Below are 14,114 nucleotides of genomic sequence, written 5' to 3'. Positions count from 1 at the left end.
CCACCGTGTCCGACACCGAAGAACCCCACCACGTACCGGCCTCCTCCCAGCGCATTTCCGAATGGGTGGCGGAGCGGATTCTCGAACGGATCGCCCGCGGCGAACTCGTTCCGGGAGAGCGTCTGCCCGGCGAGCGCCAGCTCGCGGAGCAGCTCCATGTCAGCCGGGTGTCGGTGCGCGCGGCCCTGCAGAAGCTGAAGACGCAGGGCTTCCTGACCGCCGTGCAGGGCGGCGGCACGCGCGTGGTGTCCTCCGCGGGCGCCATGGACGGCGCCCTGACCGAGATGGTCCGGGTGAAGCACGCCAATCTCTGCGACCTCGTGGAGATCCGGCAGGCCCTGGAAAGCTGGGCGGCCCGGCGCGCCACCGAGCGCGCGACCCAGGAGCAGATCGATCATATCGGGCGGGTCCTCGCCGCGATGGGCGAGACGGGTCGCGACGGCAAGCAGGCGGCCGACGACATGGACTTCCACCTCGCCGTCGCCCAGGCGGCGGGAAGCCCGGTCTATCTGCATCTGCTGGCGACCATCCGCGACATCCTCGGCCAGATGATGGAGTACCATCACACCGAACCTTTCGCGCTGGGCCGCGAGGCGCTGATGATCGACCATCACCGGGCCATCTACGACGCCATCCGGCGCCGCGACGCCGATGCCGCCGCCGTTGCGGCCACCGATCACCTTGGCTGGGTACTCGACCGCTACAACGATCTGAGCCGCAAGGCGGAAGACCTTTCGCGCCCCGATACCGACGCCGTTCCGTAACGACGGGCGGCGTCATTGGGGAGGACCACCCTCCCCGCCTCGTCGTCACGGCATGGAAAAAGCCGCGAGGGTCCGAAGATCCTCGCGGCTTTTCTTTTCAGCCAATCATGGCGGTCCTGGTCAGGCGGCCCGGTCAGGCCGCCAGGATGCCCTCGATCTGCTTGGTCACGTCGTCGATCTCAGCCATGCCGTCCACCGTCTTCAGAACGCCACGGCTCTGATAATACGGCAGAATCGGCGCGGTCTGCTCGTGATACTGGGCGAGGCGGGTCTTCACCGTGTCGGCGTTGTCGTCAGCCCGGCGCTTGAACTCCGTGCTGCCGCAGACATCGCAGACGCCCTCGACCTTCGGCTTCTCGAAAACGTCGTGGTAGCCCTTGCCGCACTTGGCGCAGGTGTAACGGCCGGTGATGCGCTCCACCAGGACGTCGTCCACGACCTTCATCTCGATCACATGATCGAGCTTCAGGCCCTTGTCCGACAGCATGGTGTCCAGCGCCTCGGCCTGGGCGACCGTGCGCGGGAAACCATCGAGAATGAAGCCGTTGGCCACATCCGGCTTGGAAATGCGCTCAGCGATGATTTTGACCATCAGCTCGTCCGGCATCAATTTGCCGGCGGACATGATGTCCTTCGCCTGCTGCCCAAGCGGACCACCCTCGGCGACCATCGCGCGGAGCATATCGCCCGTGGAAAGCTGGACGAGCCCGCGCGTGTCTTCGAGACGCCGCGCCTGGGTCCCCTTCCCGGCGCCCGGCGGTCCGAGCAGAATGAGATTCATTACTTTCTCCCCCGAAGCTTCGCTTTTTTAATCAGCCCCTCATACTGGTGGGCCAGCAGATGGGAATGAATCTGCGCAACCGTGTCCATCGTCACCGTGACCACGATCAGCAGGCTGGTGCCGCCAAAATAGAACGGAACCGAATGCTGGGAAATCAGGATTTCGGGGAGGAGACAAACCGCCACAAGGTAGGCCGAACCGATCACCGTCAACCGGGTCAGCACGTAGTCGATGTAGTCCGCGGTGTTCTTGCCTGGACGGATGCCGGGAATGAAGCCGCCATACTTACGCAGGTTCTCGGCCGTGTCCGCGGGGTTGAAGACGATGGCCGTGTAGAAGAAGCAGAAGAAGATGATCAGCGCCGAATACAGGATCATGTAGAGCGGCGTGCCGTGCGCCAGATAGCGCGTGACGGTCTGCAGCCACTCCGGACCCTCGCCGCCGGCGAAGCCGACCGCGGTCAGCGGCAGCAGCAGCAGCGACGACGCGAAGATCGGCGGGATGACGCCCGAGGTGTTCAGCTTCAGCGGCAGGTGCGACGCTTCGCCGCCGAACACGCGGTTGCCCATCTGCCGCTTCGGATACTGGATCAGCAGCCGGCGCTGCGCGCGCTCCATGAACACGATGAAGAACACGACGCCCACCGCCATCAGCAGCAGGAAGACGATGAACAGCGTGGACAGCGCGCCGGTGCGCCCCAGCTCCAGCGTGCTGACGAGAGCGCGCGGCAGCTCGGCGACAATGCCGGCGAAGATGATGAGGGAGATGCCGTTGCCGATGCCGCGGGCGGTGATCTGCTCGCCCAGCCACATCAGGAACATGGTACCGCCGACCAGCGTGATGACGGTGGCAATCTTGAAGAACAGCCCCGGTTCCGGAACCGCGGCGCCGGAAGCGCCGGTCATCGCCTCGAGCCCCACCGCCAGGCCCCAGGCCTGCACGGTCGCCAGAAGGACGGTGCCGTAGCGGGTGTACTGGTTCAGCTTCTTGCGGCCCGACTCGCCCTCCTTCTTCAGCGCTTCCATCTGCGGCGACACCGCGGTCAGAAGCTGCACGATGATGGAGGCCGAAATGTACGGCATGATGTTGAGCGCGAAGATCGTCATGCGGTGCAGCGCGCCGCCGGCCAGCATGTCGAACATGCCCAGGATGCCCCCGCCCTGCTGCCGGAAAATATCGGCCAGGATCTGCGGGTTGACGCCCGGAATCGGGATGTAGGTGCCCAGGCGGTAAATGATCAAGGCACCAAGGGTGAACCAGATCCGCTTCTTCAGCTCGGTCGCCTTGGAGAAGGCCCCGAAATTAATGTTCGCGGCAAGCTGCTCGGCCGCTGATGCCATGGGTCGTATCCCTGTCCCTAATGCACGAACGGGGCGGTCCTGCAGGATGCAGGCCGCCCCTCGCAACTTCGCTTCATTTAGTGCCGGAAGGTGCCCGCGCGCAAGCGCGGGCTTCCGATCACTCGGCGGCTTCGGCGGCGGACGCGGTCAGCGTGACGCTGCCACCCGCCTTCTCGACCGCTTCCACAGCCGACTTGGAGGCGCCGGCCACGGTGAAGCTGGCCTTCGTCGTCAGGGCGCCCTTGCCCAGCAGACGGATGCCGTCCTTCTTCACCTTGCCGGTGACGCCCGCCGCTTCCAGAGCCACCGCATCGATGGTCTGGCTGGCGTCGAGCTTGCCGGCGTCGATGAACTTCTGGACCAGGCCCAGGTTCACGACCGAGTATTCCTTCGCGAAGATGTTGCGGAAACCGCGCTTCGGAAGGCGGCGGTGAAGGGGCATCTGGCCGCCTTCAAAGCCGTTGATGGCCACGCCGGTGCGCGAGGTCTGACCCTTGACGCCACGGCCGCCGGTCTTGCCCTTGCCCGAACCGATACCGCGGCCGACGCGCATGCGCTCCTTACGGGCACCGGGGTTGTCCCGGAGATCGTTCAGCTTCGTCATGGGTTCAGCCCTCGTTCTCGACGCGGACCAGGTGCGCGACCTTGGCGATCATGCCCCGCACGGCCGGAGTGTCCTCCAGCTCGCGGGTCCGGTGCAGCTTGTTGAGACCCAGACCGACCAGCGTCTCGCGCTGGTCGTGCTTACGACCGATCGGGCTGCCGGTCTGGGTGACGATGACGGTCTTCTTCTCGGCCATGATCAAGCCTCCTGCGCACCGGCGGCGCCGGTTTCACGCTTGCCGAGGATGTCGCTCACGCGACGGCCGCGGCGGGCGGCGACGCTGCGCGGGCTGGAAACCTGCGACAGGGCGTCGAAGGTCGCCTTGATCATGTTGTGCGGGTTGGAGGTGCCGATGGACTTCGTCACCACATCCTGCACACCCAGCGCCTCGAAGATCGCGCGCATCGGGCCGCCGGCGATGATGCCGGTACCGGCCGGGGCGGTGCGCAGCACGACCTTGCCGGCACCGAAGTGACCGTTGGAGTCGTGGTGCAGCGTGCGGCCTTCGCGGAGCGGAACGCGGATCATGCCGCGCTTCGCCTGGTCGGTCGCTTTGCGGATCGCCTCCGGCACTTCACGGGCCTTGCCCGATCCGACGCCGACGCGGCCCTTGCCGTCACCGACCACCACCAGGGCGGCGAAGCCGAAGCGACGGCCGCCCTTCACAACCTTGGCGACGCGGTTGATACCAACGAGCTTTTCAATCAGCTCGCTCTCTTCCCGGTCGCGATCGCGCGGCTGCCGATCACGGTCGCTCCGCTCGCCTCTTTCACGTGCCATTTCGGAGCCTCCTTAGAACGACAGCCCGCCCTCGCGGGCGGCGTCAGCCAGGGCCTTGACCCGGCCGTGGTAAATGTAGCCACCACGGTCGAACACGACCTCGGTGACGCCCGCCGCCTTGGCGCGCTCGGCGATGAGCGCGCCGATCTTCTGGGCGGCTTCGACGTTCCCACCGTGCTTGAGCTGCTCGCGCAGCTCCTTTTCCACGGACGAGGCCGAGGCGACCGTGCGGCCGTTCTCGTCGTCGATGATCTGGGCGTAGATGTGCAGATTGGACCGGAAAACCGAGAGGCGAGCCCGCCCGCCGGCCTTCTTGGCAATCTGCGCGCGCACGCGCTGCTTGCGGCGCTCGTGGAGTTGCTTTGGCTTGAGCATGGCGGACCTTACTTCTTCTTGCCTTCCTTGCGGATCAGCGTCTCGGTCTCGTACTTGATGCCCTTGCCCTTATAGGGCTCCGGCTTCTTCCAACCGCGGATCTCCGCAGCGACTTGACCGACCTTCTGCTTGTCGAAGCCCGACACCGAGATCGCGGTGGGCTTGTCACACTTGATGGTGATGCCCTCCGGGATCGGGTACTTGACGTCGTGCGAGTAGCCGAGCTGCATGACCAGCTCCTTGCCCTGCACGGCGGCACGGTAACCGACGCCGTTGATCTCGAGGTTGATGGTGAAGCCCTGGTTGACGCCCGTGACCATGTTGTTGATCAGGGTGCGCGAGGTTGCCCACATGACGCGGGCGCGCTTGCTGTCGTTCGCCGGGGCCACCACGACCTTGCCGTCTTCCAGCTTGGCCGTGATGTCGTCGATGAGGGTCAGGCTGAGCGAACCCAGCTTGCCCTTGGCCGACACCTGCTGGCCGTTGACGGAGACGTCAACACCAGCCGGAACCGGCACGGGATGCTTTCCAATGCGCGACATCGAAGGGTCCCCCTTAGAACACGCGGCAGAGGACTTCACCGCCGACGTTGGCGGCGCGGGCCTCATTGTCCGACATCACGCCGCGCGGCGTGGAGAGGATCGCGATGCCGAGGCCGTTGAAGACGCGGGGCAGATCGGTGATCTTCGAATAAACGCGGCGGCCGGGCTTCGACACGCGGGCGATCTGCTTAATGACAGGCTCGCCTTCGTGATACTTCAGCTCGATCTTCAGGTTCTTGATGCCGGGGCGCAGCTCCTCCTCGGAGTAGCCGCGGATGTAACCCTCGCGCTTGAGAACCTCAAGCACGTTGCTGCGCAGCTTCGACGCCGGGCTCTGCACAACAGACATACGGGCGTGCTGACCGTTGCGAATGCGGGTCAGCATATCGCCGAGCGGATCGCTCAAAGACATTCTCCGACCCTCCTTACCAGCTCGACTTCACCATCCCCGGGATCTGGCCGGTCGAGGCCAGTTCACGGAGGGTGACGCGGGACAGCTTAAACTTGCGATAGAACGCCCGCGGACGGCCGGTCATTTCGCAGCGGTTGCGGATGCGCACCTTCGATGAGTTGCGCGGCAGCTCAGCCAGCTTGAGGCGGGCGGCGAACTGCTCTTCCGGCGGGAGGGAGCGATCGGAGGCAATGGCCTTCAGGCGGGCACGCTTGTTGGCGAATTGCTTCACCAGCTTGGTGCGACGCTTGTTCTTCTCGATGGCACTGGTCTTAGCCATGGGGTCGTGCTCCAGCCAATCAGGCCACAAACGGCATGTCGAAGGCCTTCAGGAGAGCCTTGGCCTCCTTGTCGGTCTTCGCCGAGGTGACGAAAATGATGTCCATGCCGCGGATCTGATCGATCTTGTCGTAGTCGATCTCCGGGAAAATGATCTGCTCCTTCACGCCCATGGCATAGTTGCCACGGCCGTCGAAGCTGTTGCCGGGGATGCCGCGGAAGTCGCGGACACGCGGCAACGCGATCGTGACCAGGCGATCCAGGAACTCGTACATCCGCTCACGGCGGAGCGTGACCTTGCACCCGATCGCCATGCCCTCACGCAGCTTGAACTGCGCGATCGACTTGCGGGACTTCGTGACGATCGGCTTCTGGCCGCTGATCGCCGTCAGTTCGCTCACCGCATTCTGGATCTTCTTGGAGTCGCCGACAGCCTCGCCGACACCCATGTTGATGACGATCTTCTCGATCCGCGGAACTTCCATGTCGTTCGCGTAGCCGAACTCAGCCTTGAGCGCGGCGCGGATCTTGGAGTCGTACACTTCCTTCAAACGTGCAGCCATTGGTCCGGTCCTCACACGTCGATGACTTCGCCGGACCGCTTGGCGACACGCACCTTGCGGCCATCCTCAAGGACCTTGAAACCGACGCGGGTCGGCTTGCCGTCCTTGGGGTCGACATGAGCAACGTTCGAGACGTTGATGGGCGCCTCGAACTCAACAATGCCGCCCTGCGAGGTGGCGCTCGGACGCTGGTGCTTCTTCACCACGTTCACGCCCTGCACGACGACACGGTTTTCCGCCGGGATGACCTTGAGGACCTCACCGGTCTTGCCCTTGTCCTTGCCGGCAAGGATGACGACCTTGTCCTTGGTCTTGATCTTCGCGGCCATCACAGCACCTCCGGCGCCAGCGAGATGATCTTCATGAACTTCTTGCCGCGAAGCTCACGAGTGACCGGCCCGAAGATACGCGTGCCGATCGGCTCGCCCTGCTTGTTGATCAGCACGGCGGCATTGCGGTCGAAACGGATCGCGGATCCGTCCTCCCGGCGCAGTTCCTTCGCGGTGCGGACGATGACGGCGCGATGCACGTCGCCCTTCTTGACGCGACCCTTCGGAATGGCCTCCTTGACCGAGACGACGATGACGTCGCCGACGGTGGCCACCTTCCGCTTGGACCCGCCAAGCACCTTGATGCACTGCACCCGGCGCGCCCCGCTATTGTCGGCGACTTCCAGGTTGGTTTGCATCTGGATCATGGTTTGTACCCTTCCGTTTACGCGGCGCCGCTAACGGCGGCGGACTCAAGCACGACCGTCCAGCGCTTGCGCTTGGAGATCGGGCGGCATTCGATGATCGAAACGGTATCGCCGACCTTGAACTGGTTGCCCTCGTCGTGGGCGGCGTACTTCTTCGACTGACGAATGAACTTCTTGTACACGGGGTGCATGACGCGGCGCTCGACCAGGACGATAACCGTCTTGTCGCCCTTGTCGCTGACCACCGTGCCCTGCAGAACGCGGCGAGGCATAGGTAGCCCTCCTTACTTGCCGGCTTCGGCCGAGCGCGAACGCTCGCCGAGGATCGTCTTGATGCGCGCGATGTCGCGACGCACCACTCGCACCCGCGCGGTGTTCTCCAGCTGGCCGGAAGCCCGCTGGAAACGCAGGTTGAACTGTTCCTTTTTGAGCTGGAGGAGCTGATCGTTCAGCTCCTCGGTGCTCTTCGCACGAACGTCGACGGACTTCATGCCGCCACCTCCTCACCGCCGCCGAGGCGGGTCACCAGCTTGGTCTTGATCGGCAGCTTGGCGGCCGCCAGGGCGAACGCCTGCTTTGCCACATCCGCGGGCACGCCGTCCAGCTCAAACAGGATGCGGCCGGGATGAACGCGGGCCGCCCAGTACTCGGGCGTGCCCTTACCGGAACCCATGCGGACTTCGGCGGGCTTGGTGGAGACCGGCAGGTCCGGGAACACGCGGATCCACACGCGGCCCTGACGCTTCATGGCGCGGGTGATCGCGCGGCGGGCCGCCTCGATCTGGCGGGCCGTGATGCGCTCCGGCTCCAGGGCCTTGAGGCCGAAGGAGCCGAAGTTCAGCTGGGTGCCGCCCTTCGCGTTGCCGTGGATGCGGCCCTTGTGGGCCTTGCGGTACTTGGTACGCTTCGGAGAAAGCATCGCTCGTGCCCCTTACTAGCGGTCAGCCCGCTCGGAGCGGTCACGGTCGCCGCGACCACGGCCCCCACGCTCCTCACGGTCACCACGCTCGCGACGCTCGCGCCGCGGCTCGCCATCGGTCGACACCGGCTCGGTGCCCATGCGCTTGTCCTGCGCCATCGGGTCGTGCGCCATGATCTCGCCCTTGAAGACCCACACCTTGACACCGCAGGTGCCGTAGGTGGTCTTCGCGGTCGCGGTGCCGTAGTCGATGTCCGCACGCAGGGTGTGCAGCGGAACGCGGCCCTCGCGGTACCACTCCAGGCGGGCGATCTCGGCGCCGCCGAGACGGCCGGAGCAGTTGATCCGGATGCCCTGGGCGCCCAGACGCATGGCCGACTGGACCGCGCGCTTCATGGCGCGGCGGAAGGCCACACGGCGCTCGAGCTGGTTGGAGATGTTCTCGGCGATGAGCTTGGCATCGATCTCCGGCTTGCGGATCTCGATGATGTTCAGGCTCACCTCGCCGCCGGCCATCTTCGACAGCTCGGTGCGCAGCTTCTCGATGTCCGCGCCCTTCTTGCCGATCACCACGCCCGGACGGGCCGAGTGGATGGTGACGCGGGCCTTCTTGGCCGGACGCTCGATGATGACGCGCGAGCAGCCGGCCTGCTGCAGGCGACCCTGCAGGTAGCCGCGGAGCTTCAGGTCCTGGTGCAGCAGGTTGGCGTAGTCGCGCTTGGCGAACCACCGGCTGTCCCAGGTCCGGTTGATGCCGAGGCGCAGCCCGATCGGATTGACTTTCTGACCCATCTTACTCGGCCCCTTCGGCAGCGGCGGCTTCGCGCTCACGCACGATGATCGTCAGGTTGGAGAACAGCTTCTCGACCCGCGCGCCGCGCCCACGGGCACGGGCGTGGAAACGCTTCATCACCAGGGCGCGGCCGACCGTCGCCGAGGAGACGTACAGGCGGTCCACATCGAGCTGATGGTTGTTCTCGGCGTTGGCGATCGCGGCCTGGAGGACCTTCTTCACCTCGCCGGCGATGCGGCGCTTGGAGAAGGTCAGCTCGGCCACGGCGCTGCTGGCATCCTTGTTCCGGATGAGCTGGGCGACGAGGTTCAGCTTGCGCGGGCTGGTGCGGATCATCGGATTGGAGGCGATGGCCTCGTTCTCCGCGATACGGCTGGGGTTGGAGGGCTTGCCCATGGCTTACTTCCTCTTCGCCTTCTTGTCCGCCGCGTGCCCATAGAAGGTGCGCGTCGGAGCGAACTCACCGAACTTGTGGCCGATCATGTTCTCGGTCACCAGAACCGGCAGGAACTTGTGGCCATTGTACACGCCGAACGTGAGACCCACGAACTGCGGCAGGATCGTCGAGCGACGCGACCAGATCTTGATGATCTCGTTGCGGCCCGAGGCCCGCGACTTGTCCGCCTTCTTGAGCAGGTAGCCGTCGACGAACGGGCCCTTCCAAACGGAGCGTGCCATCGTCCGCCCTCCTTACTTCGAATGACGGCGGCGCAGGATCAGGCCATCCGTCTTCTTGTTGTGACGAGTCTTCTTGCCCTTGGTCGGCTTGCCCCACGGCGTGACCGGATGACGGCCACCCGAGGTGCGGCCTTCACCACCACCGTGCGGGTGGTCGATCGGGTTCATGGCGACACCACGGACGGACGGACGGATGCCCAGCCAACGGCTGCGACCGGCCTTGCCCTTGTTGGTGTTCATGTTGTCCGGGTTCGACACGGCGCCCAGGGTGGCCATGCAGTCGCCACGGACCACGCGAAGCTCGCCCGAGGGCAGCTTCAGCTGGGCGTAGCCACCGTCGCGACCGACCAGCTGCAGGTAGGTGCCAGCCGAACGGGCCAGCTGACCCCCCTTGCCGGGCTTCAGCTCGACGTTGTGCAGCACCGAACCGACCGGGATGTTCTTCAGCGGCATGGCGTTGCCGGGCTTCACATCCACCTTCTCGCCGGCGATCACCGTGTCGCCCACCTTCAGGCGCTGCGGCGCCAGAATGTAGGACATGGTGCCGTCCTCATACTTGATGAGGGCGATGAAGGCCGTGCGGTTCGGATCGTACTCCAGGCGCTCGACGGTCGCCGGGACGTTGAACTTGCGGCGCTTGAAGTCCACCAGACGGTAGACGCGCTTGTGACCGCCACCCATCCGGCGCGCGGTGATGCGGCCGGTGTTGTTGCGGCCGCCGGACTTGGTCAGGCCCTCGGTGAGGGTCTTGACCGGCTTGCCCTTCCACAGCTCCGAGCGGTCGACGATGACCAGCTGGCGGAGCGACGGCGTAATTGGGCGATATTGCTTCAGAGCCATCGGATCACACTCCCGCTCAGATGCCCGTGGTCACGTCGATCTTGTTCCCCTCGGCGAGGGTCACGACGGCCTTCTTGAAGTCCGAGCGACGGCCGATGGTGCCGCGGAAGCGCTTGGTCTTGCCCTTGGTAACCAGGGTGTTGACCGCCGTCACCTTCACGTTGAACAGCCCCTCGACCGCCGACTTGATCTCCGGCTTGGTCGCCGACAGCGGCACGCGGAACGTCACCTGATTGTGCTCCGACGCCATCGTCGACTTCTCGGTGATCACCGGAGCCAGGATGAGGTCGTACATCCGCTCCTGGCTCACCGCAGGTTTCGACTGCTTGCTCATTTCAGGCGAGCCTCCAGCTGCTCGACCGCGTTGCGGGTCAGGACCAGCGTATCGCGGCGAAGAATGTCGTAGACGTTGGCGCCCTGCTCCGGCAGCACGTCGATCAGCGGGATGTTGCGCGAGGCCCGAGCGAAGTTCTCGTTCAGGTTGGCGCCATCGATGATCAGAGCCGAGGTCAGGCCGAGCGAGGCGAGACGGACAGCCAGTTCCTTGGTCTTGTGGCTCTCGGCCGAAGCGGCGTCGAGGACCAGGAGCTTGCCTTCCGCGGCTTTGGTGGACAGCGCGGTCTTCAGGGCCAGCTTGCGGACCTTCTTGGTCAGGTCGTGCTCGTGCGAGCGGACGACCGGGCCGAAGATGGTCGCACCGCCACGGAACTGGGCGGAGCGCATGGAGCCCTGACGGGCGCGGCCGGTGCCCTTCTGGCGGTACGGCTTCTTGCCGGTGCCGGAGATCTCGCTGATCGTCTTGGTCTTGTGCGTACCGGCGCGGCGCTTGGCCAGCTGCCAGTTGACCATACGGGCGAGGATGTCCGTGCGGGACGGAAGGCCGAAGACCTCGTCAGCCAGCTCGATCTCGCCGACGGTCTCGTTGTTCAGGTTCTTAATGGTCGCCTTCATGGCCATCACTCCTGCGGCTCGGCGGCGGCTTCAGCGGCCGGCGCAGCCTTGATCCCGGCGGGGAACGGCAGACCTTCCGGAGCCTTCTTCTTCACCGCGTCGCGGATGCGGAGCCAAGCTCCCTCGGCGCCCGGAACGGCACCCTTGAGGAAGATCAGACCGCGGTCCTCATCGACCGACACGACCTTCAGGTTCAGAACCGTGACCTTCTCGTCGCCGAGATGACCGGCCATCTTCTTGTTCTTGAAGACCTTGCCGGGGTCCTGGCGGTTACCCGTCGAACCGTGCGAGCGGTGCGACACCGACACGCCGTGCGTCGCGCGCAGACCACCGAAGTTCCAGCGCTTCATCGGACCGGCGAAGCCCTTACCGATGGAAGTGCCGGTGACGTCGACGAACTGGCCCGGGAGGAAATGCGCAGCCGAGAGCTCGGCGCCGACCTCGATCAGCGCGTCGGCATCGACGCGGAACTCGACCAGCTTGCGCTTGGGCTCGACGCGCGCCTTGGCGAAATGCCCGCGCTGCGGCTTCGTGACGTTCTTCACCTTGATGGCGCCTGCGCCGAGCTGGACGGCGGTGTAGCCATCCTTGTCCTCGGTGCGGACGGCGACGACCTGGCAGCTGTCGACTTTCAGCACAGTCACCGGCACGTGCTGCCCGTCGTCCGTGAAGACGCGGGTCATGCCGACTTTCTGCGCGATCAAACCGGATCGCATTGTTCTTTATCTCCTGACCAGGGACATCCTCAGAGGGAGAGGTCCCTCAACAGCAACGAATTAGAGCTTGATCTCGACGTCCACACCGGCAGCGAGGTCGAGCTTCATCAGCGCGTCCACCGTCTGCGGCGTCGGATCGACGATGTCGAGCAGACGCTTGTGGGTGCGGATTTCGAACTGCTCGCGCGACTTCTTGTCGACGTGCGGCGAGCGGTTCACCGTAAACTTCTCGATCTGCGTCGGCAGCGGGATCGGGCCCCGCACCCGAGCACCGGTCCGCTTGGCGGTGTTGACGATCTCGCTGGTCGACTGGTCGAGCACGCGATGATCGAACGCCTTCAAGCGGATGCGGATGTTCTGGCTGTCCATGTCCAAACGTCCCTTGCACCTCGTTTCGGTGACGCGAACGCGCCACCGGCACCCCAAAATCTGTCCCCCGGGGACCCGCGGCGGCAGGCGAACCTGCGCCGGCTCACCGAAGCGGTGGGCGGCGGTTCGTCTGTCCGATCTGACGGCCGATACGAAAAAGAACATCCCCCGCATCGCAATGCGGATGGATGTTCCTGGCAGCAACCGGTGCAAGTGGAGCTTGCGGTGCCGTTCGTGATCGGGCTGCGTCTAGGCCGGACGTGCCTACTACCAACCCAAATTCCAGAGGGCGTAACGTGTATGCCCTAGGCGCCCCGGTGTCAACCCACATTTTCCCCCTTGTGACAGGAGGATGACGGGATCGGACCGGTTCGGCGCGTCACGCCGCATTTTCGCGGATCGGCTATGCAAAAGGGGGCCGACCCGCAGGTCGGCCCCCCTTCGCAAAAGACGACCTTACTTGATGATCGAGGCGACGACGCCGGCGCCGACGGTGCGGCCACCCTCGCGGATGGCGAAGCGCAGGCCCTCGTCCATGGCGATCGGAGCGATCAGCTCGACTTCCATGGAGATGTTGTCGCCCGGCATCACCATCTCGGTGCCTTCCGGCAGCTTCACCATGCCCGTCACGTCGGTCGTGCGGAAGTAGAACTGCGGACGGTAGTTGGTGAAGAACGGCGTGTGACGGCCACCCTCTTCCTTCGTCAGGATGTAGGCCTCGGCCTTGAAGGTGGTGTGCGGCGTGATGCTGCCCGGCTTGGCCAGAACCTGGCCGCGCTCGACGTCCTCACGCTTCGTGCCGCGCAGCAGCGCGCCGATGTTGTCGCCGGCCTCACCCGAGTTCGAGCAGCTTGCGGAACATCTCGACGCCGGTCACGGTGGTCTTGACCGTGGTCTTCAGACCGACGATCTCGACTTCCTCGCCGACCTTGACGATGCCGCGCTCGACGCGGCCGGTCACCACGGTGCCGCGGCCCGAGATCGAGAACACGTCCTCGATCGGCATCAGGAACGGACGGTCCTTCGGACGCTCCGGCTGCGGGATGTACTGGTCGACCTCGGCCATCAGCTTGAGGATCGCGTCACGGCCGATCTCCGGCGAACGGTCCTCCAGCGCGCACAGCGCCGAGCCCTTGACGATCGGAATGTCGTCGCCCGGGAACTGGTAGGAGGACAGCAGCTCGCGCACCTCCATCTCGACCAGCTCGAGCAGCTCCGGATCGTCGACCATGTCGACCTTGTTCATGAACACCACCAGCGCCGGCACGCCGACCTGGCGGGCCAGCAGGATGTGCTCGCGGGTCTGCGGCATCGGGCCGTCGGCGGCCGACACGACCAGGATCGCGCCGTCCATCTGCGCGGCGCCCGTGATCATGTTCTTCACATAGTCAGCGTGGCCCGGGCAATCGACGTGGGCGTAGTGGCGGTTGGTCGTCTCGTACTCGACGTGGGCGGTCGAGATCGTGATGCCGCGCGCCTTCTCTTCCGGCGCCTTGTCGATCTGGTCGTAGGCGGTGAAGGTCGCGCCGCCGCTCTCGGCCAGCACCTTCGTGATCGCCGCCGTCAGCGACGTCTTGCCGTGGTCGACGTGGCCGATCGTGCCGATGTTGCAGTGCGGCTTGTTCCGCTCGAACTTTGCCTTCGCCATGGTGTGTGCTCTCCGTCTCTTTGT

Annotated in this window: 24 protein-coding genes and 1 pseudogene; 1 reads left to right on the top strand and 24 read right to left on the bottom strand. The window is 65.1% G+C overall.

Going from position 1 to position 14,114, the window contains the following annotated elements; translation table 11 throughout:
- The first annotated feature begins 5 nt into the window (after positions 1–5).
- Entirely contained in the window at positions 6–764 is a 759-nt protein-coding gene (locus ACWPN7_RS22595) for a FadR/GntR family transcriptional regulator (RefSeq protein ID WP_459196412.1), read from the top strand.
- Positions 765–897: 133 nt separating this feature from the next.
- Here ACWPN7_RS22595 and ACWPN7_RS22590 read toward each other — a convergent pair whose 3' ends face one another.
- The 24 genes and pseudogenes from ACWPN7_RS22590 to tuf form a co-directional block, all read right to left on the bottom strand.
- Entirely contained in the window at positions 898–1,545 is a 648-nt protein-coding gene (locus ACWPN7_RS22590; RefSeq protein ID WP_038526809.1) for an adenylate kinase, read from the bottom strand.
- The gene (gene secY / locus ACWPN7_RS22585) at positions 1,545–2,885 is read right to left on the bottom strand and encodes a preprotein translocase subunit SecY (protein WP_014241020.1); all 1,341 of its coding nucleotides are present in this window, start codon (positions 2,883–2,885) and stop codon (positions 1,545–1,547) included. The genes ACWPN7_RS22590 and secY overlap by 1 nt, the downstream gene beginning before the upstream one ends.
- Before the next feature lie 118 nt (positions 2,886–3,003).
- The gene (gene rplO, locus ACWPN7_RS22580) at positions 3,004–3,489 is read right to left on the bottom strand and encodes a 50S ribosomal protein L15 (protein WP_014241021.1); all 486 of its coding nucleotides are present in this window, start codon (positions 3,487–3,489) and stop codon (positions 3,004–3,006) included.
- Between the two features lie 4 nt (positions 3,490–3,493).
- Positions 3,494–3,685, bottom strand: coding sequence for a 50S ribosomal protein L30 (gene rpmD, locus ACWPN7_RS22575; RefSeq protein WP_014241022.1), 192 nt, complete (start codon positions 3,683–3,685; stop codon positions 3,494–3,496).
- Between the two features lie 2 nt (positions 3,686–3,687).
- On the bottom strand, positions 3,688–4,269 hold the full coding sequence (gene rpsE / locus ACWPN7_RS22570) for a 30S ribosomal protein S5 (protein ID WP_035675037.1): 582 nt from the start codon (positions 4,267–4,269) through the stop codon (positions 3,688–3,690).
- Between the two features lie 12 nt (positions 4,270–4,281).
- Positions 4,282–4,644 (bottom strand): 50S ribosomal protein L18, encoded by a 363-nt coding sequence (gene rplR, locus ACWPN7_RS22565; protein ID WP_014241024.1) that lies wholly within the window; start codon positions 4,642–4,644, stop codon positions 4,282–4,284.
- A gap of 8 nt (positions 4,645–4,652) precedes the next feature.
- Positions 4,653–5,186, bottom strand: a complete 534-nt coding sequence (gene rplF / locus ACWPN7_RS22560; protein ID WP_014241025.1) for a 50S ribosomal protein L6 — start codon at positions 5,184–5,186, stop codon at positions 4,653–4,655.
- 13 nt (positions 5,187–5,199) lie between these two features.
- Positions 5,200–5,598: a 30S ribosomal protein S8 gene (gene rpsH, locus ACWPN7_RS22555; RefSeq protein WP_035675041.1), complete on the bottom strand. Its 399-nt coding sequence runs from the start codon at positions 5,596–5,598 to the stop codon at positions 5,200–5,202.
- 13 nt (positions 5,599–5,611) lie between these two features.
- Positions 5,612–5,917, bottom strand: coding sequence for a 30S ribosomal protein S14 (rpsN, locus tag ACWPN7_RS22550; protein WP_038526805.1), 306 nt, complete (start codon positions 5,915–5,917; stop codon positions 5,612–5,614).
- A 19-nt stretch (positions 5,918–5,936) separates the two neighbouring features.
- Positions 5,937–6,479, bottom strand: a complete 543-nt coding sequence (gene rplE / locus ACWPN7_RS22545; protein WP_035675042.1) for a 50S ribosomal protein L5 — start codon at positions 6,477–6,479, stop codon at positions 5,937–5,939.
- An 11-nt stretch (positions 6,480–6,490) separates the two neighbouring features.
- On the bottom strand, positions 6,491–6,811 hold the full coding sequence (rplX, locus tag ACWPN7_RS22540; protein WP_088123921.1) for a 50S ribosomal protein L24: 321 nt from the start codon (positions 6,809–6,811) through the stop codon (positions 6,491–6,493).
- Positions 6,808–7,176, bottom strand: coding sequence for a 50S ribosomal protein L14 (gene rplN / locus ACWPN7_RS22535; RefSeq protein ID WP_012973215.1), 369 nt, complete (start codon positions 7,174–7,176; stop codon positions 6,808–6,810). Before rplN ends, rplX begins: the two co-directional genes overlap by 4 nt.
- A gap of 17 nt (positions 7,177–7,193) precedes the next feature.
- Complete coding sequence (rpsQ, locus tag ACWPN7_RS22530) at positions 7,194–7,448, bottom strand: 30S ribosomal protein S17 (RefSeq protein WP_014241029.1); 255 nt, start codon at positions 7,446–7,448, stop codon at positions 7,194–7,196.
- A 12-nt stretch (positions 7,449–7,460) separates the two neighbouring features.
- Entirely contained in the window at positions 7,461–7,667 is a 207-nt protein-coding gene (rpmC, locus tag ACWPN7_RS22525) for a 50S ribosomal protein L29 (protein ID WP_014241030.1), read from the bottom strand.
- A complete protein-coding gene (gene rplP / locus ACWPN7_RS22520; protein WP_014241031.1) occupies positions 7,664–8,095 on the bottom strand; it encodes a 50S ribosomal protein L16 in 432 nt (143 codons plus the stop codon). Before rplP ends, rpmC begins: the two co-directional genes overlap by 4 nt.
- A 15-nt stretch (positions 8,096–8,110) precedes the next feature.
- Positions 8,111–8,887 carry a 30S ribosomal protein S3 gene (gene rpsC / locus ACWPN7_RS22515; RefSeq protein ID WP_014241032.1) on the bottom strand — a complete coding sequence of 259 codons (777 nt, stop codon included), beginning with the start codon at positions 8,885–8,887 and terminating at the stop codon, positions 8,111–8,113.
- A 1-nt stretch (position 8,888) separates the two neighbouring features.
- Complete coding sequence (gene rplV, locus ACWPN7_RS22510; RefSeq protein WP_035675046.1) at positions 8,889–9,284, bottom strand: 50S ribosomal protein L22; 396 nt, start codon at positions 9,282–9,284, stop codon at positions 8,889–8,891.
- Positions 9,285–9,287: 3 nt separating this feature from the next.
- Entirely contained in the window at positions 9,288–9,566 is a 279-nt protein-coding gene (rpsS, locus tag ACWPN7_RS22505) for a 30S ribosomal protein S19 (protein WP_014241034.1), read from the bottom strand.
- Between the two features lie 12 nt (positions 9,567–9,578).
- Complete coding sequence (gene rplB, locus ACWPN7_RS22500) at positions 9,579–10,406, bottom strand: 50S ribosomal protein L2 (protein ID WP_014241035.1); 828 nt, start codon at positions 10,404–10,406, stop codon at positions 9,579–9,581.
- 16 nt (positions 10,407–10,422) lie between these two features.
- The gene (locus tag ACWPN7_RS22495; protein WP_035675048.1) at positions 10,423–10,740 is read right to left on the bottom strand and encodes a 50S ribosomal protein L23; all 318 of its coding nucleotides are present in this window, start codon (positions 10,738–10,740) and stop codon (positions 10,423–10,425) included.
- A complete protein-coding gene (gene rplD, locus ACWPN7_RS22490; protein WP_038530645.1) occupies positions 10,737–11,357 on the bottom strand; it encodes a 50S ribosomal protein L4 in 621 nt (206 codons plus the stop codon). Before rplD ends, ACWPN7_RS22495 begins: the two co-directional genes overlap by 4 nt.
- A 5-nt stretch (positions 11,358–11,362) precedes the next feature.
- The gene (gene rplC / locus ACWPN7_RS22485) at positions 11,363–12,073 is read right to left on the bottom strand and encodes a 50S ribosomal protein L3 (RefSeq protein ID WP_035675049.1); all 711 of its coding nucleotides are present in this window, start codon (positions 12,071–12,073) and stop codon (positions 11,363–11,365) included.
- A gap of 60 nt (positions 12,074–12,133) precedes the next feature.
- Positions 12,134–12,442, bottom strand: coding sequence for a 30S ribosomal protein S10 (gene rpsJ, locus ACWPN7_RS22480; protein WP_014241039.1), 309 nt, complete (start codon positions 12,440–12,442; stop codon positions 12,134–12,136).
- 456 nt (positions 12,443–12,898) lie between these two features.
- Positions 12,899–14,090: pseudogene (tuf, locus tag ACWPN7_RS22475) on the bottom strand (elongation factor Tu).
- Positions 14,091–14,114: the final 24 nt, after the last annotated feature.

The organism is Azospirillum sp. UENF 312511, from assembly GCF_058780635.1.
The sequence above is the reverse complement of the archived record's forward strand: the minus strand, read 5'-3'. Positions and strand labels throughout refer to the sequence as shown.